The following is a 20,855-nucleotide window of genomic DNA, read 5'->3' on the forward strand; positions in this document are numbered from 1 at the left end:
GACGTGCAAAAGACATCGTTTTGATTGACTCAATATGAAAAATGATGAGTTATAATAATAAACAATGGCTTGCTCTGTTTATGAGACACATTCATTGCTAAGATAATCATCTCTGTATCAAAAATAAAAATCTCCTCATAGGTACTGTCGTTTTCATCATAATCTATTTTGACTTTCTCCTCATCCCACGAAGATTCTTAGTTCATACCGATCTGCAAACAATTCATTTTCTTGTCTAAAAGATTCTACTAATTCACTATTTTAAGTGATTCAATTAATCTATAATATATTGATTTATAAATATAATAATTGTTTTTCAATTTGAATCATAACTTCAAATACGGTAAAATTCTTCCATCACAAACTCTCTTGTCTGCACGTCACAAGAAGACATGTGAGAAAAAAATGATGCAAAACGCTCTCTAATGCCAAAAACTGTAGCAAATTAGAGACTAGACAAATATATGATGATGCTCTGGCTTGCACTTTTATTAAGCGTAAAAATAGTGATGCTCTATGGATTTTATATTCTTCAAGGAGCACTTTACCATTATACCATTCATAAACACCGCCGCGAAATAGATATGCGCGCATTGAGAAATATTTCTAAGAAAGCGTATGAATCTACCATACAAGTGTCTTCTGTTGTTTGAGATGCTCTGTTTTGCATGAGGGATGTTACTCCATTAAGGCGCTATGAACTAGCCTAATATTCACCCCATACTCACACAAAAAACACCGAATACGTAAATTTTGCCTGAGCCCTATATCACGAACCAACAGTGTTTTACGACACAACAAGATAATAAAACCGTGTAAAAACTGCCTTTCAAAGATAAATAATTTTTCTGAAGAAAAGTTTCTATAAAAATTTCAAGCTCTTCAAATGCAACTTCAAAACTACAACTAACCTCTACTTGATAACACAACAGTTTTAATTGCTGAAAACACCTCTGTGGCGTACTAAAAATAAAAAATCATCATATTTCTAAACTGTTAAGCTGCCATCTGGCGTCGTGCAATAATTGTAAGCCCTAACAAAACTTGACGAATGATAGCTTCACCCAAAAGTGGATTTTTACGGCTGTCTAAAACAGCACCCTGAATTCTTTCCATTGCGTAGGAAATCTGTTCTAACTTCCAATATTTTAAAGCTTGTTCAACTGTCTTTTTCCGTTGAAAAAAAATGGGAGGCCGTGCTTGAGAAACCACCGTAAAAGGCGATTTTCCTTCAACTTCTACCTGATAACGCAATAGCTGTAATTGCTGAAAGTGCCTTTGTGCTGCACTCAAAATGAAAAAAAGCGCCCCATGCAATGCTGCATGTCGGTTAAAATGCGCTTCAAAGCCTGATATATCGCCCAATAAAAGAGCATCAATGACTTCATCTTGAGAAAGAGCACTGACATCGCTTACAACAGCTTTGACATCTTCAAGAGTAATATGAACATTTGCAGCGTAAAGACAAAGCTTTTCTAATTCACCTCGTGATACAAGGCGATCCGCCCCTAAACTTTCATGTAACCATCTACGTGCATCCAAAGAAATAGTCTTCTTAAACTGCCCTAAAACCTCATCAATCAAACCGTCAAGAGAACGCATATCATCTGCAAAACAGGGCAAAGCCATTGCTTTTGATGCTGTTTCAACAGCATTGCGCAACCCTGTTCCTTTTTTTAAATCCCCTGATTCAATGAGTATAAAACAAGCTTCTGGTGGCTTCTCAATTAAAAGTTTTAAGGCAGCAAGAAAACCTTTTTGATTAGCCGCATTAGAGATCCATATCAAACGATCTCCCCCAAAAAGCGATAACGTACGCGCTTCATTTTCCAAACGCGCAGGATCTTTATCAATTTCAGCAGCATCCAAACGAATTGTCGAAAATGGATCTTCTATTGCTACCTTTGTAAGTTTTGCAAAACATTGTGCACGCTCACAAACAAGACCACGATCTGGCCCATAAATGAGAACAATAGGAAAAGCACGTGAAAAACGCGTTAAAAACTGATCAACTTCATGTGCTTTTTTCTGAGCCACATTATTAATCCATTAACAGTTCATCATCATCAAGAACTTCCCCGCGAACTTTCTGAAACATGCCAATTAAGTCATTGACATCCAAGCCCTTACGCTCTTCATGACAGACATCCAAAATCACTTTTCCACCATGCAACATCAAGGTGCGATCACCATAATCAAGAGCCTGGCGCATAGAATGAGTCACCATGATAGTCGTTAATTTTTTCTCTTCAACAATTTTTTCAGTCAACCGCATCACAAAATCAGCCATTCCAGGATCAAGCGCTGAGGTATGTTCATCAAGCAATAAAACATCCGCATGAGCTAATGTTGCCATCACAAGGCAAACAGCTTGGCGTTGCCCACCTGATAAACTGTCCATAGGATTATGAATATATGCTTCAAGACCAATGCCTAATTGAGCAATTTTTTCTCGAAAAAATTGCCGTTTCTCATGGTTTAAAGCCGAACGCAAACCACGACGACTTCCTCGAAGAGCAGCAAGAGCCAAATTTTCTTCAATTGTTAAAGAACCACAACTGCCTATCAAAGAATCTTGAAAAACACAAGCAACCTTTCCAGCGCGTTCACTAACTGATTGCCTAGAAACATTTTGCCCATTGATAACCACTTTCCCTGTTGAGGGAAGCGTTGCACCCGCTAAAACACTGAGCAAGGTTGATTTACCAGCGCCATTTGAACCAATAACCGTAACAAAACTACCCTGATCGATTTTAAGGTTAATATCAATCAAAGCCTGTTTTTCCAAAGGTGTTTGAGGTTTAAATGTAACCCCAACATGAGAAAACTCAATCACGTTTACGCCTCCTCCAATAGCGTGGCACAATAAGGGTTAAAATAACCAACAATGAAGTAATCAACTGAAGATCTGTCGACGTATCAATACCAATTCCATTTGCTTCAAATGCAAATTGTACCGCCACACGATAAAGCACAGATCCCACAATACAACTGATTATAATCCAAAAAATATTACGCGTACGAAATAAAGTTTCACCGATAATCACAGCTGCCAACCCAAAAACAATTGTTCCAATTCCACCGGTAATATCCGTTGCAATCGCAGTTTGAATATAAAGAGAACCACCAAGTGCAACACAGGCATTTGAAAGCCCCATACCAAAATAAATTAACGCCGACGTATGGACCCCTTGAGCTGTAGCCATCCGTGGATTAGCTCCCATTGCACGCATAGCAAGACCTATTTCGCTTTCCAAAAAACGCCAAATCAAAAACGCTACAACCAGCAATACAGTCCCAATGAAAAGAGGACGCACAAAAATATCAGACAAACCAAACAGATTATAAAAGGGCGTTAACGCCGTATCAGCAAGCGCTAAATTAACATTAGATCCTCCCATAATTCCCATAATACGAAGATTAACCGTATAGAGTGCTGACATTGTTAAAATGGAAGCCAAAAGATTCAAAATACCAAAACGCAAATTCAACATAGCTGTTAATAAACCAGCTACCATGCCTGCACAAAAAGCACATGCCATAGCTGCCCATGCATTAAAACCTAAAAGAATCAAGACACCACAGACACAAGACCCAAGAAGAAATGAACCATCAACTGTTAAATCAGGAAAGTCCAAAACGCGAAAAGAGAGATAAACCCCTATAGCCACAAAAGCATAAATAAGACCTAATTCCACAGCGCCAGAAAACGCAAATATATTCATGTAACGACAATCCCCATGAAAACTTAACGTATTTTATTGTATCAACATCCTATCAATGAAAGTCATTGAATCACTTTTGTCGCGCGATCAATAACTGCCTGCGGAATAACAATCCCCGCTTTTTCTGCTGCTTTCATATCAATTCGAATGTCATTATTAGCCGCCTGCACAATATCAATATCACCAGGCTTTTCACCCTTTAGAATACGCACAACCAACTTCCCAGCATCAGCCCCTACATCATAGAAATTCACACCTTGCGTCATAAAGGGACCGCGCCCAATAGAATTAGCATCAACAGTAAATACAGGAACATTTGCTTCCTGCGAGACCTTTACTGCACCCTCTAAAACAGAAAGAACAGTATTATCAGCGGGAATAAAAATGATATCTACCTTACCGATTAAAGCCCGTGTTGCCGCCTGAACATCTGAAGGTTTTGGTGCTGATGAAGGAATGATTTCAATTCCAACTTTTTTTGCCGCATCTTTTAACACCTTAAGTGTTGAAACTGAATTTGCTTCAGAAGCATTATAGAGATAACCAATTTTTTTCAAATCTGGTTTTACTTCTTGTAAAAGTTTAACACTTTCTGCAACATCTATACGATCAGAACTCCCCGTCATATTACCGCCAGGTTTGGTAAGGGAAGAAACGATTTTAGCTCCGATAGGATCAGAAATCGCCGCAAAAACGATAGGTATTGTTTTTGTTGCCGCAAGCATTGTTTGTGCTGAGGGCGTGGTAATCGCTACAATAACATCAGGTTTATCACCGACAAATTTACGCGCAATTTGCGTTGCTGTTGAAATATTGCCTTGCGCTGATAAAAAAGTGAGTTGAAAATTTTCACCTTGCTTATAACCATTTTCTGCAAGAACATCTTCCACACCTTTACGAACAGCATCCGCAGCAGGATGGACCATAATTTGTGTTAATGCAACTTTAATGTGTTTAACTTGGTCATCCGCTTTTGCAACACTGTTCATCATAAAAACAGCTGCAATGATAATCCCCAATATATTTATTCTCTTCAACATTATATTCCACCCCTCTCTATGCAAAATTAAAAAAGGAATAATCTATTACTGAAGAATCTTATAAAATCAATCTTTATTTCATTTTATTAAAACATGGACAAAATAAATCAAACTAAAATGATATTTTTTTGTTGCAATTCGTAGAAGCCTACGCCATACAGGCAAGATATATATCGAATCGGTAAGCGGGTGTAGCTCAGGGGTAGAGCACAACCTTGCCAAGGTTGGGGTCGTGGGTTCGAATCCCATCGCCCGCTCCATTGAATTTTGTATTTATTCGTTCTTGCGTGGAGCTGTAGCTTGCCACTAGTTTTTTTTACAAATTTATTTTTTCAAAGTTTTTTTAAGATTCATAATTTCTTATGAAGCATCTATTGGTTTGGTGTCTTAGATTATCAGATAACAATTTTTAACTTAGACGGATTTTTTCTGGAAGGTTGCTGTTGTCTGTTAAGTCGTTAAAGCCGTGTAAAATAAGCTTGAAAAGCGAAATGAACAATTCCCATTGGTTCATGACGCTGCCTAGCAACAATAACTTTATTTCTTGCCATCCCGAGAATAATTTTTTCACTATTGGCAGCAGATCTTTTGCGGCTTTGCAGATTATAGAAGCTTATGTAAAAGAATTTGGGATTACTTTTGAGCTAACGGATTTTTTACAGCCCCAGTATTAAAAAATGATGAGCAATTACAAAGAGAGCAAATATTAAACAAATCAAAAATTGACTTATCGTTAGAGAATAACTTTTTTTCAAAGGTACGTTTTTTACCGAAATTATGCCCTAAAATGAAGGTTGTTGATTTTCCAAATGGAGTATCTTCTGTTAATTCAACATTTGCTTCAGACACATTCAATATTGTCTCTGCTAAAAGTTTACAAAAAACTATACCTACAAACCAAGCAAAATCCATAATCCATTCCTTTAATGCACAAAAACTACCTTTAGCTTGGTGGGTTGGACCTCATTCGTCTCATTATAAAGTTGATGAAGTTCTCTTAATCTATTGGTTTAGAGCTTGTTGAAACAGAGGTAGGAATGGCAGCTTTAGCACAAAATATAGACTCACATGTTACTTCTATGCCGGATAACTTCAAAATCAAGGAAGTTGAATCTCTTCAAGATTTTAGAGATTACAGAAATGTTATGGCATCAGTATTCGAGCCTTTTGATGAAGAAGCGGTTATATTTTATGAAACAATAGGCCGTTGTTATAAAAAAGACTCTGATGTAGAGATGTTCGTTGGTTATATAAATAACAATCCTGTAGCAATATGTTTTTGTATTAAAGCCGATGGAGTTGGTGGAGTGTATGATATTGTCACCAATCCAGATTTTCAGAAAAGAGGTGTTGGGACATTCATGACAAAAATTGCTATTAAGCATTTAAAAAGAAAGAAATGCCATGTTATTGATATGCAAGCATCTCACGAGGGAATTGGCATTTATAAAAAATTGGGTTTTATAAACTTTGGTGAATTTAAAGTTTATTCCAATAAACACATGATCATTGAGCGATGAATTCTTTTCATCGATAAGCGAACTTATTATTTTCAGCAAAACTCAAATACAGAAAACCAATCTATACAACCAAGAAAGTTTAGCCAATCTCCTTTAATACTGATAATGAAAAGCTAAAAAAGTTATTACAGATATAATTGTTTCAAATGACTCACTCAATTTTTCTTACTTTTATGATTTTCAGGATCATTGTCTTAAAAAAGATATCTATAAAAGATCTAAGTTGAACAAGTGAAAATTTTATTTGATATGATTGATAATTTACTGTCTGTTACTGATAATTATAAAAAACTCGAAAAAGCAAATATTTAAAACTACAGTTATATCATAGTTTGTTAGATGGTTAGTCTGTTAGTTAATTAATAGAAAAAATCTTCGCTTTATACAATAACCAAAGGAGCTTCAAAACCCTTTTAAAGGTCCTTTATGTATATTGTTTCTTTTTTATATCACAGTTGATAATGAGAAATATCTCACGCTAATTGTATTATTTTTACACGAAATAAACTGTTTTCACCTACTATTTGAATAAATTAAGTTTTTGAGATTTCTGGCACATCATTTGAAATGACAAAAGAAATTTTCCCTTGTACTTGTGCAAACAGCGTAGACATCCTTCGATAACCCTCTTGCTTGAACAAATTCTTATCCAGAATAATCTTCAACACGAAAATAAATCAATAATTTGATTCATAAAGGTAATTTATTATTATTCATATTGAGCAATCATCTCAAATATCATAGGATTATCTCATTTCAAATCTCTATATATTAAATCACTCACAATCATCTGCTTACACATCACAAGCGGAATTGATGTATCAATGAAATTCACTTGAAGAAAGGAATAAAAGTTCTTCTTATAAACGCTCTAAAATACCAAAGCTTATCGCAACATTGGGAGCTAAAAATAGTATAGGGGGTACCCCTTTCACCTTAAAAACATAAAAATGGGAAGCATAATAGCTTTATACACTTCATAGGAGCTTTAGAGCATTCACGGACGTTATTATAAATGATGGATGTGACACACCTTGAGAGAAATCTCTTTAAAATAAACATGTGAATTAACAATGTAAGTGCATTCTACTTGAAGCATACTATTTTACATGAGGAACATAACTTCAATCAACGTAAAATAAGGTGTTGAACAGTCATAGCGCACAATAAAATCAGATCGTTTTAAATACTTAATGATGAAATCCGTTAAATGACAGAATAAAAATTCAAGTTTGAAAAGATTAAACCACACGCTACAGATCTATTGAAACTCCGATTGAGCGATCAACTACTTTCTCGCTAAAACTTAATCACTATAAATATAAAAACCTTAAAACCCGCTCTAAATCCGTGAAAGTTTCTAGATCTTGCTGTATTAAATGTTGAAACTCCTCACAGCTGCTCATCTGAAATGTCAGCAATTTCATAAAGCAGTTCCATAAAAAGAGGATAATGACGTTGTAATATCCGAAAAAATTCACCACATCGCCTGAAAAATCATTGATAATTCCATCAGGACGTATCAATTACCATTTAGAAAACCCTACCCATGCCGACAAAAACTCTGTAAATGTTAGATATATTCAATAATTTTGATAACGATTTTGGCTCATCCTGTTTTGCAACCAATATAATAAACAGCAAATATAGTGGGATCAGCCAGTTTCAATATCGCCTTGTAAAAGGCCTTTCCCCCTACCCTTTTTTCTATCAAATCCTGATTTTACAATTCCTTGCTCTCTTTTTTATACTCAAAATTGCCTCTGAAACAGGATACATTAATCTTAAAAAATATATAAAAGAAACAAATTATAACATTTTTTTCTCATCCTTCTTAATACGAAATAACTGTTAAACTACAATGCACTAACACTTACCAGTCATAAATCCAAAACAGCATATAATGACGAAACAAATTCATAGAGTGAAGATTTTTCACAATCAATTGTTGTATTAATCTTTCCATAATGCATAAAAATGATGAAGCGGCCCTCGCCCTTTCCCTACTTTTAAAGCATTTGAGGCAGTTAAAGCGCCATGCAAATAATCTTTTGCTTGTTTAACAGCGCAATCCAAGGGTTGGGTAGGTAACAGAGCTGCAATAGCGGCAGAAATGGTACACCCTGTCCCATGATCATGAGTGGTTGAAAGACGAGAAGCTTCAAGCATAAAAAGGTTTTCACAATCACAATAAAGATCTGGACTAGAACAATCGTAATTTTCTGTACTATTTCTGCTAAGCGTATTCAAATGTCCCCCTTTTAACAAAACTGCATGACACCCTAGCGCCAAAAGTCGTGGAGCATATTGATACATAGTCTCTAAAGACCATTGCACTTCACCTCCCAATAACAGTGCAGCTTCAGGCAAATTTGGCGTGATCAAAGTTGACATCGGCACAAGAACGTCACGCATAATTTCAATTGCATCAGACTTTAAAAGAACATCACCACTTTTTGCAACCATAACCGGATCAAAAACAATGAAACGCGCTTTATGATAAGCAAGACGTTGTGCAATAACCTGTGCAATCTGAGCATTTGCAACCATACCAATTTTAACGGCATCAACATGGATATCCTCAAAAACAGAATCAATTTGATCTGCAACAAAAGAAGCATCTAATGCCTGAAAAGAACGCACACCTTGAGTATTTTGTGCAACAACAGCTGTAACCACACTCATACCATAAGTTTTCATAGCTGAAAAAACCTTCAAATCCGCCTGCATTCCAGCGCCACCAGAAGGATCTGTTCCCGCAATAGATAAAATCCGTGGAATAAAAAGTTTATCTTTTTGTAATTCCATCAACCTCTTTCCTTCTGTTTTTAAATATCGGAAAATAAGTTACCGAAAAAATAGATGTTTGAAAAAACATAAAGAAGATGTTTTCTCATGTGAGTTATATTATATATGAAGTCTTCTTATAGATATAAAATGGAAAATGTAGTGCTTATCCTTCGTTCTATTCTTTTTACGTTCGCTTTTTATACAACAACTCTCATACAAATGATTCTTTACGCTCCCGTTTATTTTTTAATGCCCCGCAAAAAGGCATGGATTGTCCCTAAAACATGGGCGCGCGTTACACTCTTTTTGCAAAAATACATCGCAGGCACAAGTTATGAGATTGAAGGATTAGAAAATCTTCCCAAAGGACCCTATATCATTGCTCCAAAGCATCAATCGGCTTGGGAAACTTTCAGTCTTGTTCCCTATTTTGATGACCCCACTCTCATTTTAAAACGTGAATTGATGTGGATTCCATTGTTTGGCTGGTATATGGCAAAAACACAAATTATCCCCATTAACCGCACAACGCCCATCAAAGCCTTAAAAATGGTTATACAAAAAGCAAAAGAGAAAGTAAAACAAGGGCGCCAAATCTTGATTTTTCCCGAAGGAACACGCCGACAACCCGGTCAAGAACCAGATTATAAGTCAGGAATTGTCGCGCTCTATAATGAATTAGGGCTTCAAGTTGTGCCTATTGCACACAATGCGGGTTTATATTGGCCACGCAATAATTTTCGCCGCTATCCCGGAACAATTCGTGTCCGTATTCTTCCCCCGATAGAAGCTGGTTTAAGCAAACGTGATTTTCTAGATCAACTTGTCCAAAAAACTGAAAAAGCGTGTGATGAACTGCTTCTCTTAGCAGCTCAAGATCCTACCCCTCCTCCTATGCCACCATACGCTGTTCAGAAACTTCAAAAACTAAATCATTCATCATGAAACAATGTGCTGATTGATCAGAATAATGCATCACTTTGTATATTGGTATATTGAGCAGAGTATATGGAACAAAAATATAAGAAAGATACTTCAAACTTTCTAATTCAAAATTATAAAACACATGTACATTACAAGAAATGATTGATGTGTGAATTTTTTTGAGAAAGAATTCTTTCTCTCTTTAAAATCGTTTAAAAACATACATCATATTGATTTATAAGGATATTTTATCTTTATTCAACTTGAATGAGAACCCTGAATACCTTAATATTCTCTCATTTCAAATCTATTCCATTTTGAATTAATTAGAATCGTTTGCTTGCACATTACAAGCGAGGATATCTGTGTGAATAAAACGATACAAGAAAAGATTAAAATGCTTTTTACGAACCGTCTTAATCTCAAGTGCCGAGGGCTATCCTACCAGGAGGACAAGAAAAATGTATGATTATGCCGATTCGTTCCTTCCTGAGAAACATCAATCCCCCAAGAACCTGAAATCTTGTGCAATCTTCATTATTTAAAAAGTATTTCTTGAGATACTTAAGCCATCAAAACAAATTCAAGGGGAAAATAAAAATGAGTATTGGTTTTTATCTCCGAGACACAACGAATACAGCAATTAACCATCTTTCCTCCCTAACCTAGACTTAAAAGCTTTGTGTGCTACATTAAAACAATTCTAAATAACGAATAAGAAGGAACTAGATTTAAATTAATGCAACGTCTCTTCTATAATTTATTTTTTTCTGTGATTTTGAGTTTATCGAGCGCTGTTGCTCTAGCGCAGCCTTTTATTTCTGTTGATGTTACAACGGGGCATATCTTAAAACATAATCAAGCTTTTGAGCGTTGGTATCCTGCTTCCTTGACAAAATTAATGACCGCTTATGTTATTTTTCGTGCCATGAGCCGAGGAGAAATTTCACCAGACAAACATATCACCATCAGCGAATACGCCGTAAAAGCTCCTTCATATCGTTCAGGCTATAAAGCTGGTTCCGTACTCACACTTGATACAGCTTTAAGTATCACCATGGTTAAATCTGCCAATGATTTAGCCATTGCCATGAGTGAAGCTGTTGCAGGTTCACAGAAAAATTTTGTACGTAAAATGAATAGCGAAGCTAAACGTTTAGGCATGTTTGGAACGCATTTTGCGAACGCAAGTGGTTTACCAGACTCTCAAAACTACTCCACGGCACGCGATATTGCTCTTTTAGCCGTTCAGATACGTCGAGAATTTCCACAATATGCTCATTATTTTTCTATTCCAGCCATTGATTTTGGTAATAATCGAAAAATCCAGCATAACTCAAACAACCTCATTGGCCGTTTTTATGGAATAGACGGTATGAAAACAGGCTTTATTTGTGCCTCTGGTTTTAATCTTGTTGCCTCAGCCACCCGTAATAAACGTACAATTATTGCTGTCATTCTGGGTGCTAACAACATAAGTGAAAGAGAAGAAAAAGCTGCACAACTTCTTGAAACAGGATTTTTGCATCAAGGAAGCCCCCAATTAACACTAGCAACATTAAAACCTTATGGGAGAAATATAACACAAGCCAACAATATGAGACAACAAACATGCACACCTGAAGCCATAAAAATGCATGCAAATTCATATGATGATCAAGGAAATATTATTCTCACTTCTCCTTTTATCACTGCTCCACCTTCTTTTTCTCATCCTTTATCAGTACACCTCATTCGTACGCCACAAACACCTAAAATGACAGTAAAACCACTAAGAAAACCCTATATTCCGTATAAAAGGCACGCAAACCATTCTATAAAAAACCATAAATCATAACCTTACAATTAGTTATAATACTTTGATTTATAATGATAAATTAATTATTTTGTACCTTATGTCAGAATCACAAGTATGTAAGATTCTCTCATTTCAAATCTGTATTTGTTGAATCAATAAAAACCAGTCTCTTGCGCGCCACAAGGTGGATGAACATGTAGATAAAATAATTAAAACAAAGAATAAAAATTCTTCCTATAAGTCCTTTCAAGAACCAAGAATTATCACAACATTGACGCTAAAAAGTGTATGATATACCCACGTGCACTTAACTTTATAAGCGTAAAGATAGTGATACAATGGATTTCATAGGAGATTGACCATTATATCCCTCGCGGATACCATTATAAATTTGTTAGACGTACTAAGATATGTTTTTTTAAATGAAACCATGATTGATGATTAACATGAAAATAAAGCGCATCCCTCTCACGCTTATTACTGGTTTTTTAGGCTCTGGCAAAACAACTTTGCTCAACCGTATGTTACAAGACCCTCTTTTAACAGAATGCGCTATTATCATCAATGAATTCGGTGAAATCAGTATTGACCACCTTCTGGTTGAAAAAACGACAGAAGGAATTATTGAGCTTGCCAATGGTTGCTTATGCTGCAATTTACGCAGTGATCTCATCGATACATTAATTGATTTAATAAATCGCGTTCAGACAGGACAGATCAAACAACTCCATCATATTATCATTGAAACCACAGGGATGGCTGATCCCGCCCCTATTTTACAAATACTTTTAAGCCACCCGTTGTTTATTCAAACATTGTCTATAAATGCTGTTCTTGCAACATTCGATACATTAAGCACACTTTCCATATGTGAGCGCTATCCTGAAATATATAAACAATTAATATTTGCTGATAAAATTATTCTCACCAAAACAGACCTTATGGCTCAACAAACGCTTTCAGATACGCTCCTTAACACACTTAAAACGATTAATCCTACAGCACAAATCATTGACGCCCATTCTGAAGATTTCTGTTCAAAGCTATTAATAAATAACACATTATGGGATGAAAAAGTAGAAAATACAAAACTTAAACAAAATCTTACGAATACCCCCCATAAAACCATTCGTACCTTTTCACTCAACTGTGAGGGTCCTGTTGATTACGCCACAATTGAAGCTTTTTTAGATATCCTACAAGAGCGTTATGGTACAAAATTATTACGTATTAAAGCAATTATCGCATTGCGTGATGACCCTTATCGCCCACTTATATTACATGGCGTACAAACATTTTTTCATCCTCCCATAAGATTGTCAGAATGGCCAAAAGGAATAAAACAAACACGTTTTGTCATCATTGCCGATGGTGTTGAAAAAGAAGCAATACAAAAGCTCCTCAATGCTTTCTTTAATAAACCAGCAATAGATACTGCAGACAAAACAGCTCTCTTAGAAAATCCTCTAGTCATTCCAGGAATAAAATTTTAATTTTTTCCCCCCTTCAATGATACACCATTAAATTCATTGGCACCACCATCTTTATGCTTTTAAAGGAGCAAACCGGCATCATCACACACTTTGCTAATCCCCAATGTTGAAACAAAAGCTCTTGGCACTTGAAACGGTTCGTAAAAAGCATTTTAGTCTTTTCTTACACAGCTTTACCCACACGGCTATCCCCGTTTGTAATGCGCAAGCAAATGGTTTTAATTGATTCAACATGGAGAAACTTTGAAACGGGAGAATCCTACGGTATCCAAGATTCTAATTCAAGTTGAATAACACTAAAGTATCCTTATAAATCAATATGTTATAAATTTATAAACACTCCTATTCAAGTTTATTCACATAATGGAATAAAAAATAAGAAAATACACATTTTTAACAATGCTTTCTACACAATAATGTCTCCTATAAAATTATCCGTACCTTTTCACTGGACGGCAAAATTCCCATAGACTACCACAATTGAAACTTTTTAGCTCTCTTACAAAACCGCATGATGCAAAATGACCACGTATAAAAACACTCCAACGCTAACATATTACCCTTATCTGTAAAATAGTCACCCTCACACAAAATAGAACATCATTGTATCGCGAACTCACGCATTCGTTAAAAAAACCGTCTCTCAATACGCATCATCCCTATTTCAAAACGCTACCTACAAATAATATAATACAAAATTCTCCATAAAATGTATAAGCCCCATTCTCCATCTTTACTCCATAAATATGCAAGCTGGTAGCCTCATGCTCTTGCCAGTTGAAAATGCTTTGGAAAACCTTGGTACTTTAGAGTACTCATGAGAAATATCTGTACTCCTTTCTTTAAGAGTTTTATTCACATGCCAATTCAATTTTATGACGTGCAAAAAATGGTTTCGATTAATTCATCATAAACAGATTTTAAGATAAAAGAATCTGATGATATTGAGTCCCTCAACTCAAATTGCAAAATGATAAATTATTATAAATCAAATTGTTATGATGAAAAATTTAATATCCATCAATCTGTAATCAGATTGTTTTCTCTCTAAATGCGCTTCATCTGCAAACCACTTCATGTGATTCATTTCACAAACCGATTGGACAAATTCTTGGTTCTAAAATATTCTGCTCAACTCTATATTTACTCCAGCTAATTGAAATCAAAATCCCTGTTGAGGCAAAAAACAAAAATCAGACAGAGGCAATATCGGATTTTAAAATATGTGAATGTATCTTATATAACAGCATGATAAGACAATATTTTACAGCATGAAAGAATAAAACTCTTTGAAAGAAATAAAAAGAGAGGCGCATTTTATGTTAACTTACTCTTTATTAAAAACGACGATTAACACCACTACCGATGTGCAAACAATCCAACTTCTTTGAGAAAATTCCTCCTGGCTTTCCACTTCATCTAATTTACTTACGCAAAGCTCTATGAAAAAACTCTGCACTTTAAAAGATTGACTACCCACTTAGACACCTTATGCGTAAAGTTTTTTCATATCCTGTATCGCCATTTATAAGTAATAGTACGGTGCAGCAGGATACAATAACACTCACTGTATTAGAGAAACTGAAGTTTTATCAATATCGCGATTAAAAACGTAACGTTTTCCATAAACTTCAACAGTTGGAGGCTGACGATTTTTTTCAAAAAAATCATAACCTTTCTTAAGCATAACCCAGAATTGATAATGAGGATCACTGCTATGACGTAACATATTATCCTCGGTCATGCGGAAAGGAAAAGCCTGCAACTGAAACTCTCTTTGTCCTCCTTTAAAAGCATCCCGTGCAAACGCATAAATCTGAGCCATGTTCTTATCACTCATAGAATAACAACCTGCGGAAAAGCAAGAACCATGCACCATAAGATTGCTTCCTGTACGACCATTTTCCTGATCATAAAGGTTAGGAAATCCTATATTAAAAGAAAGATAATATTTTGAATAAGGATTCATTTGGTTTGCGCTAATAGTGTAAAACCCCTCTGGTGTCTGAAAATCTCCTTCTTTATATTTAGGTCCAAGCTTACCAGACCATTTGCAAATGCCATAGCGAGCAACCAAGATAAAAGGCCCTGAACGAGATTGCTTCCAAACTTCAGCAAGATTTTCTTCCTTGAAAAATCGCATTACAATTGGTGCATAAGGATCAATATCGTATAAAGCCATTCTGTTCTGGATTTCTTGTGGCAACGGCTGCTCAACTTTGGCACGAATAGAAGCTGGCAATCTTCCCCCACATGCCGTCAATATTCCCATTAAAAACAACACACACACAGCGAGGAATCTTCTAAATGTCATCGAATAAAACTCCAATCAATCCCCTCACAAAAAATAACCTATGTTAGAGATCGACCAATTTGAAGGTATTTTTCCCTTCGCTCTTGTTTAAGAGCTTCACCATCTTTTCCAGCCATAGCTTTTAACGCCTCTGAAATAACATCACCCGTTGCATCAATGACAATCTCTTTGCCACGATGCGCCCCCCCTAAAGGTTCCGAAATAATGCCATCAATAATCTTTAAGCGATACAAGTCTTGAGCGGTAATACGCATATTCATTGCAGCATCTTTTGCACGAGCTGGATCACGCCATAAGATAGAAGCTGCTCCTTCTGGTGAAATAACAGAGTAAATCGCGTGCTCCAACATATAAACTTTGTTGGCTGCAGCAATTGCTATCGCCCCTCCAGAACCGCCTTCTCCAATAACAACGGAAACCACAGGGACTTTCAAACGCAAAGTTGCAGCTGTTGATTGAGCGATTGCTTCCGCTTGCCCACGTTCTTCAGCGCTTACCCCAGGATAAGCACCTGCTGTATCAATAAAAGTGAGGAGTGGCAAACCAAAGCGGTCAGCCATTTCCATAATACGTACAGCTTTACGATATCCTTCTGGGCGTGCAGAACCAAAATTATAGCGCAAACGTGTTTGTGTATCGTGACCTTTCTCTTGACCGATATAAGCAACTGCTTCTCCCCTAAAACGTGCAAACCCAGCTTGAATAGCCTCATCTTCAGCAAACTTGCGATCTCCTGCCAAAGGTGTAACATCACTCAATAGGCGTTTAGAATAGTCCATAAAATGGGGACGATCAGGATGACGAGCCACTTGTGTTTTTTGCCACGGCGATAATTTTTTATAAATATCGCGCAACGCTGTTTGAGATCGCGCTTCAAGACGAACAATCTCATCGCTCATATCAAGACTGCCCTTTTCCTGAGAAATTTTTTTTAATTCAAGAATTTTCCCATCAAGATCAGCAACTGGTTTTTCAAAATCAAGATAATTATACATTTGTACCAACTCATTCAGTGTCACTTATACACTTATAATTTGCTTTATAAAGTCTTTTTCAAAAACATCACCTTTTCTTTAACGAGCCTTTTACTCATCGGCAAGTGGATGATGCTCATTAACTAAACGATAAAGTCCCTCTTCCAACACATGGGTATAAATCTGAGTGGTAGCAATATCAGAATGACCTAACAAATGTTGAACTGCACGCAAATCGGCACCATTTTGCAAAAGATGACTAGCAAAAGCATGGCGCAACACATGGGGAGAAAAGTGTTTACTTTCTATTCCTGCTCTTCTAGCGAGATTTTTCAACTCCCGCGCAACAACTTGACGAGCAATATATCCTGTCTCGGAATTCGCAGGAAAAAGATAAGGACTTGCGACATCCTTTCCCTGATCACGTAAATTTAACCACTGCAAAAGAACTTGATATGCTTTTTTTGATAACAGCACCATTCGTTCTTTTTTGCCCTTACCACGAACCAAAATGCTGTATGCTTTCCCCCGAACAGCCTGCACAGGCAAACTCACCAATTCACTAATACGTAATCCTGTTGCATAAAGCATTTCACTCAATAGCTGAAGACGCAATGCACGCAGATAATCCTTAGACCCATAATCTGCTTGATTGACTTCTAACTGTGCTAAATCAAGCAATTTTATCACTGCATCTTCACTCATGATTTTGGGCAAAGAGCGCCCCTGACGAGGTGCATCAATATCATGAGAGGGATCATCTGCTCTCAACCCTTCAGCATAAAGGAATTGATAAAACTGACGCAAAGTCGATAAACGGCGTGCTTGTGACGATGCTGCAAAACCAAAAGTATGCATAAGCGACAAAAGGGCAATTAAATCTTCTTTTTGTGCTGAAAAAAGCGAAACAGAGTGTGAAGACAATTCGTCTTGTGCCCACTGCAAATCATGCTGATAAGCCGCAAGCGTATGAGGTGAAGCTCCTCTCTCCGCGCTCATCATCTCAAGAAAATGATCTATCACAGCACCACTTTTCATTTCATTGATTCGCTTCCGTAGAAAGATTCCATGAATCCAAGGGAACATCGATGTACATATCCACAGTTACTGGTTCAACCCAAACCACAAGAGCACCCATTATAATGAAAAGAACAGAAAGCAAAATGAAAAGAATCATCAAAAATCTGGTCAATGTTGGCATAAGATAATAACCTACCCAAAAATATTCTATCTCGTATTATGCCTCACAAAGATTAACAGGAATTGACTTTAAGATGGATAAATGCCGAAATAAAGTTATGAAAAGCAATCGACCAAAACGCGTCCCTATAACACAAATAAAGAATCAGCTCTTATCGTCCCTTGATAAAAAAGCACTTGTCCTTGTTGGTCTTATGGGAGCAGGCAAATCAGTGATCGGAAAACGCGTCGCCACCATGCTCCGTTTACCCTTTTATGATTCTGACCAAGAAATTGAAAAAGCTGCGCAAATGACAATCACTGAACTCTTTGAAATTTATGGTGAATCAGAATTTCGTGCTCTTGAACAGCGTGTTATTCTGAACCTAATGAAAAAAAGTCCCCTTGTTTTAGCAACAGGTGGTGGTGCCTACATAAACGAAAATATCCGAAAAACCATTCATCAAAATGGTATATCCATATGGCTAAAAGTCGATCTTGATATCCTCATGCAACGTGTCTCAAAGCACCCAACACGCCCCCTGCTTCAAACAGCCAATCCTAAAGAAACCATGCAAAAACTCATGGAACAGCGTTATCCTATCTATGCAAAGGCAAACTTAACAATTAACAGTCATAAAGAAAGCCGTCATACCGTAGCACAAAATGTTATACGATCTGTAGAGCACTACCTATACACAGAAATTAACAATAGGGAAAATCATCATGCAAACAAAGACCGTCACTGTTAAACTGGACAAACACTGTTATGATATCATCATTGGTCCGAGTCTGATTGCCCAAGCTGCTTCACAGATTAAACATGCTCTTAACAAAAAAGATCCTCATCCAACGCGCTTGGCACTTGTTACAGATACAAATGTTGCTTCCCTTCATTTGGAGATATTACAAGCAGAGTTAACAAAAAATAAAATTCATACTGTCCCTATTATTGTAGAAGCGGGAGAACAATCAAAATCATTTTCAACCCTGCAAGTTGTCATCGATCAAATTCTTGCTGCGCGTTTAGAAAGAGGCGACTGTGTTATTGCTTTTGGCGGTGGTGTCATTGGCGATCTAGCAGGATTTGCGGCAAGTATAATCCGCCGTGGTATGAACTTCATTCAAATGCCCACAACGCTTCTTGCACAAATTGATTCCTCCGTTGGTGGAAAAACTGGAATCAATAGCCAATATGGTAAAAATCTTATTGGTACTTTTTATCAACCGCAATGCGTTATTGCTGACACATGTCTTCTTGATACCCTACCACCGCGCGAATTTCGTGCTGGTTACGCAGAAATGGTCAAATATGGACTCATTAACCAGCCTAATTTCTTTGAATGGCTTGAAAAAAATGGACAAGAAGTCTTTTCTAATGGCCCTATGCGAACAGAAGCCATTGTCCGCTCATGCCAATTTAAAACCGCCATTGTAGCACGTGACGAACAAGAAACAGGAGAGCGCGCGCTCTTAAATCTCGGCCATACATTTGGACACATGCTTGAAACAGCAACGGCTTATGAATCAAAGCGTTTAATTCACGGTGAAGCTGTAGCAATTGGAATGATTCTAGCGCATCAATTTTCTGCTCAACTAAATTTGATAAACCCCACACTTACACAACGCATTGAAGCACACTTCAAATCTATAGGTTTGCCTACACAATTAAAGGATATCCCAGGGAAGTTACCAGATGCTGAAAGTTTAATAACTCTCATTGCTCAAGATAAAAAAGTTTCGCAAAACAATTTGACCTTCATCTTAACACGCGGACTTGGTCAATCATTTATTGCAAAAAATGTCTCTCCGGAAGCAGTTTTGACTTTTCTGGAACAAAAATTAGCAGAAATTCGTTAATTCATATTGAATATAATTGATTCGTTTTTATACTTCTATTAAAGGAATAAGTATGATGATGTCTGCGTAGCTCAGTAGGATAGAGCACAGGATTCCTAAAGAAATTGGGCATTTTGAGGAGAAATCCTCAAAGTGAATCTGCTCAAATTCGGGGAAAGCTTCATGGGAGACTATATGCCAATCCCGAGCCAAGTCTCTCTTCAAATGAGAGAAAGGTGTAGAGACTGAACGGGCAGCACCTAAAGAGCAAAAGCTTCAAGGTGAAGAGACAGTCCAGACCACAAACAGCCGTGAAAAGCTGGCGGTGAAAATCGAAGTGGTATGAATCCTGGGGTCGCAGGTTCGAATCCTGCCGTAGACACCATCGTATCAATCAAATTATTCTTTGTGCGCAATATAGGAATATAGGGAAGCATCATGAAAAAAACTTTACATATTTTAGGATTTTTCACCGCTTTAAGTTTATCAATCTTCAGCTCAAACAATAGCTTAGCTGGTTCTTTTATCATTGAGGTACCAGACAATCCAGAGCCAAAAACAGAGACCATTACCTACCAGTGTGATACTGAAACAGGTAAAGAGCGCGTTGAGGCAGTCTATCTTAATGCTGACAATATTTCGTTGGTTGATTTCAAATGGAACGGTGATCGTGTCATTGCTGCTAATGTCATCGCGGCGACAGGAGCAAAATTTGCAGGAGCTCAGTATATCTGGTGGGAGAAGAACAAAGAAGTCATGCTTTATGACCTTTCTCAGGATCCAGAAGAAAAAAAACCTATCCTCTGTAAAGATGAGTCAACATTATTATTTTAAATAACACGGGAAATATTATGAAAAAAATTTCTTTTACTAAACAATTTTTCATTACTTTAAGTGTGTTCCTCCTAGGTTCAATTAATGCATTAGCAAGTTCTTTAGTCATTGAAGTACCAGATGATCCAGAACCAACAACAGAGACCGTCTCCTATCAATGCGATATGGGAACAAGCAAAGAGCATGTTGAGGCAACTTATCATAATGCTGGCAATATTGCGCTTGTTGATTTAAAATGGAACGGTAAGCGCATCATTGGTTCTAATGTAATTGCCGCTTCTGGAGGAAAATATGTAGGTGGTCAATACATTTGGTGGATAACTAAAAATGAAGCCATATTTTACGATCTTATTGATGATCCAAAAGAAGAAAAGCCCATCCACTGTGTAGAAGAAAAAAGCATAGAATAAGGAAGGTTCTTACAT

General features: G+C 36.8%; 17 protein-coding genes and 1 tRNA gene. 9 read left to right on the forward strand and 9 right to left on the reverse strand.

Features of this window, described 5'->3' with window-relative positions; translation table 11 throughout:
- Window positions 1-996 precede the first annotated feature (996 nt).
- From holA to ACFIKH_RS00945, 4 genes are all read right to left on the reverse strand, one after another.
- Window positions 997-2,037 (reverse strand): DNA polymerase III subunit delta, encoded by a 1,041-nt coding sequence (gene holA / locus ACFIKH_RS00930; protein ID WP_375670766.1) that lies wholly within the window; start codon window positions 2,035-2,037, stop codon window positions 997-999.
- 4 nt (window positions 2,038-2,041) lie between these two features.
- On the reverse strand, window positions 2,042-2,836 hold the full coding sequence (locus tag ACFIKH_RS00935) for an ABC transporter ATP-binding protein (RefSeq protein ID WP_015857078.1): 795 nt from the start codon (window positions 2,834-2,836) through the stop codon (window positions 2,042-2,044).
- A complete protein-coding gene (locus tag ACFIKH_RS00940; RefSeq protein ID WP_375653472.1) occupies window positions 2,829-3,725 on the reverse strand; it encodes an ABC transporter permease in 897 nt (298 codons plus the stop codon). The genes ACFIKH_RS00935 and ACFIKH_RS00940 overlap by 8 nt, the downstream gene beginning before the upstream one ends.
- A gap of 62 nt (window positions 3,726-3,787) precedes the next feature.
- On the reverse strand, window positions 3,788-4,765 hold the full coding sequence (locus ACFIKH_RS00945; protein WP_375670768.1) for an ABC transporter substrate-binding protein: 978 nt from the start codon (window positions 4,763-4,765) through the stop codon (window positions 3,788-3,790).
- 185 nt (window positions 4,766-4,950) lie between these two features.
- Here ACFIKH_RS00945 and ACFIKH_RS00950 point away from each other — a divergent pair.
- Window positions 4,951-5,025: transfer RNA gene (locus tag ACFIKH_RS00950), tRNA-Gly, on the forward strand.
- Window positions 5,026-5,398: 373 nt separating this feature from the next.
- On the opposite strand, the gene ACFIKH_RS00955 is transcribed toward ACFIKH_RS00950, so the two are convergent.
- The gene (locus ACFIKH_RS00955) at window positions 5,399-5,677 is read right to left on the reverse strand and encodes a hypothetical protein (RefSeq protein ID WP_375648287.1); all 279 of its coding nucleotides are present in this window, start codon (window positions 5,675-5,677) and stop codon (window positions 5,399-5,401) included.
- A 125-nt stretch (window positions 5,678-5,802) separates the two neighbouring features.
- Here ACFIKH_RS00955 and ACFIKH_RS00960 point away from each other — a divergent pair, with 125 nt between their 5' ends.
- Window positions 5,803-6,285, forward strand: a complete 483-nt coding sequence (locus ACFIKH_RS00960) for a GNAT family N-acetyltransferase (RefSeq protein WP_375670770.1) — start codon at window positions 5,803-5,805, stop codon at window positions 6,283-6,285.
- 1,953 nt (window positions 6,286-8,238) lie between these two features.
- Here the strand turns inward: ACFIKH_RS00960 and thiD are convergent.
- The gene (gene thiD, locus ACFIKH_RS00965) at window positions 8,239-9,093 is read right to left on the reverse strand and encodes a bifunctional hydroxymethylpyrimidine kinase/phosphomethylpyrimidine kinase (protein WP_375626066.1); all 855 of its coding nucleotides are present in this window, start codon (window positions 9,091-9,093) and stop codon (window positions 8,239-8,241) included.
- Window positions 9,094-9,222: 129 nt separating this feature from the next.
- Here thiD and ACFIKH_RS00970 point away from each other — a divergent pair, with 129 nt between their 5' ends.
- The 3 genes from ACFIKH_RS00970 to ACFIKH_RS00980 all read left to right on the forward strand — a co-directional run bounded on the left by ACFIKH_RS00970 (window position 9,223) and on the right by ACFIKH_RS00980 (window position 13,290).
- Complete coding sequence (locus ACFIKH_RS00970; protein ID WP_375626067.1) at window positions 9,223-10,020, forward strand: lysophospholipid acyltransferase family protein; 798 nt, start codon at window positions 9,223-9,225, stop codon at window positions 10,018-10,020.
- 718 nt (window positions 10,021-10,738) lie between these two features.
- Window positions 10,739-11,836 carry a D-alanyl-D-alanine carboxypeptidase family protein gene (locus tag ACFIKH_RS00975; protein ID WP_375651675.1) on the forward strand — a complete coding sequence of 366 codons (1,098 nt, stop codon included), beginning with the start codon at window positions 10,739-10,741 and terminating at the stop codon, window positions 11,834-11,836.
- Window positions 11,837-12,243: 407 nt separating this feature from the next.
- The gene (locus ACFIKH_RS00980; protein ID WP_375670772.1) at window positions 12,244-13,290 is read left to right on the forward strand and encodes a CobW family GTP-binding protein; all 1,047 of its coding nucleotides are present in this window, start codon (window positions 12,244-12,246) and stop codon (window positions 13,288-13,290) included.
- 1,564 nt (window positions 13,291-14,854) lie between these two features.
- Here the strand turns inward: ACFIKH_RS00980 and ACFIKH_RS00985 are convergent.
- The 3 genes from ACFIKH_RS00985 to ACFIKH_RS00995 all read right to left on the reverse strand — a co-directional run bounded on the left by ACFIKH_RS00985 (window position 14,855) and on the right by ACFIKH_RS00995 (window position 17,616).
- Window positions 14,855-15,604 (reverse strand): L,D-transpeptidase family protein, encoded by a 750-nt coding sequence (locus tag ACFIKH_RS00985; RefSeq protein WP_375625549.1) that lies wholly within the window; start codon window positions 15,602-15,604, stop codon window positions 14,855-14,857.
- 38 nt (window positions 15,605-15,642) lie between these two features.
- On the reverse strand, window positions 15,643-16,599 hold the full coding sequence (locus ACFIKH_RS00990; protein WP_375625548.1) for an acetyl-CoA carboxylase carboxyltransferase subunit alpha: 957 nt from the start codon (window positions 16,597-16,599) through the stop codon (window positions 15,643-15,645).
- Window positions 16,600-16,689: 90 nt separating this feature from the next.
- Window positions 16,690-17,616 carry a site-specific tyrosine recombinase XerD gene (locus tag ACFIKH_RS00995; RefSeq protein WP_375670774.1) on the reverse strand — a complete coding sequence of 309 codons (927 nt, stop codon included), beginning with the start codon at window positions 17,614-17,616 and terminating at the stop codon, window positions 16,690-16,692.
- Between the two features lie 260 nt (window positions 17,617-17,876).
- Here ACFIKH_RS00995 and ACFIKH_RS01000 point away from each other — a divergent pair, with 260 nt between their 5' ends.
- The 4 genes from ACFIKH_RS01000 to ACFIKH_RS01015 all read left to right on the forward strand — a co-directional run bounded on the left by ACFIKH_RS01000 (window position 17,877) and on the right by ACFIKH_RS01015 (window position 20,840).
- A complete protein-coding gene (locus ACFIKH_RS01000; protein WP_375670862.1) occupies window positions 17,877-18,509 on the forward strand; it encodes a shikimate kinase in 633 nt (210 codons plus the stop codon).
- Window positions 18,484-19,617, forward strand: a complete 1,134-nt coding sequence (gene aroB / locus ACFIKH_RS01005) for a 3-dehydroquinate synthase (protein WP_375625546.1) — start codon at window positions 18,484-18,486, stop codon at window positions 19,615-19,617. Before ACFIKH_RS01000 ends, aroB begins: the two co-directional genes overlap by 26 nt.
- A gap of 417 nt (window positions 19,618-20,034) precedes the next feature.
- Window positions 20,035-20,430, forward strand: coding sequence for an MliC family protein (locus tag ACFIKH_RS01010; protein WP_375625545.1), 396 nt, complete (start codon window positions 20,035-20,037; stop codon window positions 20,428-20,430).
- A gap of 17 nt (window positions 20,431-20,447) precedes the next feature.
- Window positions 20,448-20,840 carry an MliC family protein gene (locus ACFIKH_RS01015; protein WP_375626080.1) on the forward strand — a complete coding sequence of 131 codons (393 nt, stop codon included), beginning with the start codon at window positions 20,448-20,450 and terminating at the stop codon, window positions 20,838-20,840.
- Window positions 20,841-20,855 lie beyond the last annotated feature (15 nt).

The sequence above is a fragment of the Bartonella sp. SD1336NMGDW genome, from assembly GCF_042193565.1.
Classification (GTDB): domain Bacteria; phylum Pseudomonadota; class Alphaproteobacteria; order Rhizobiales; family Rhizobiaceae; genus Bartonella; species Bartonella grahamii.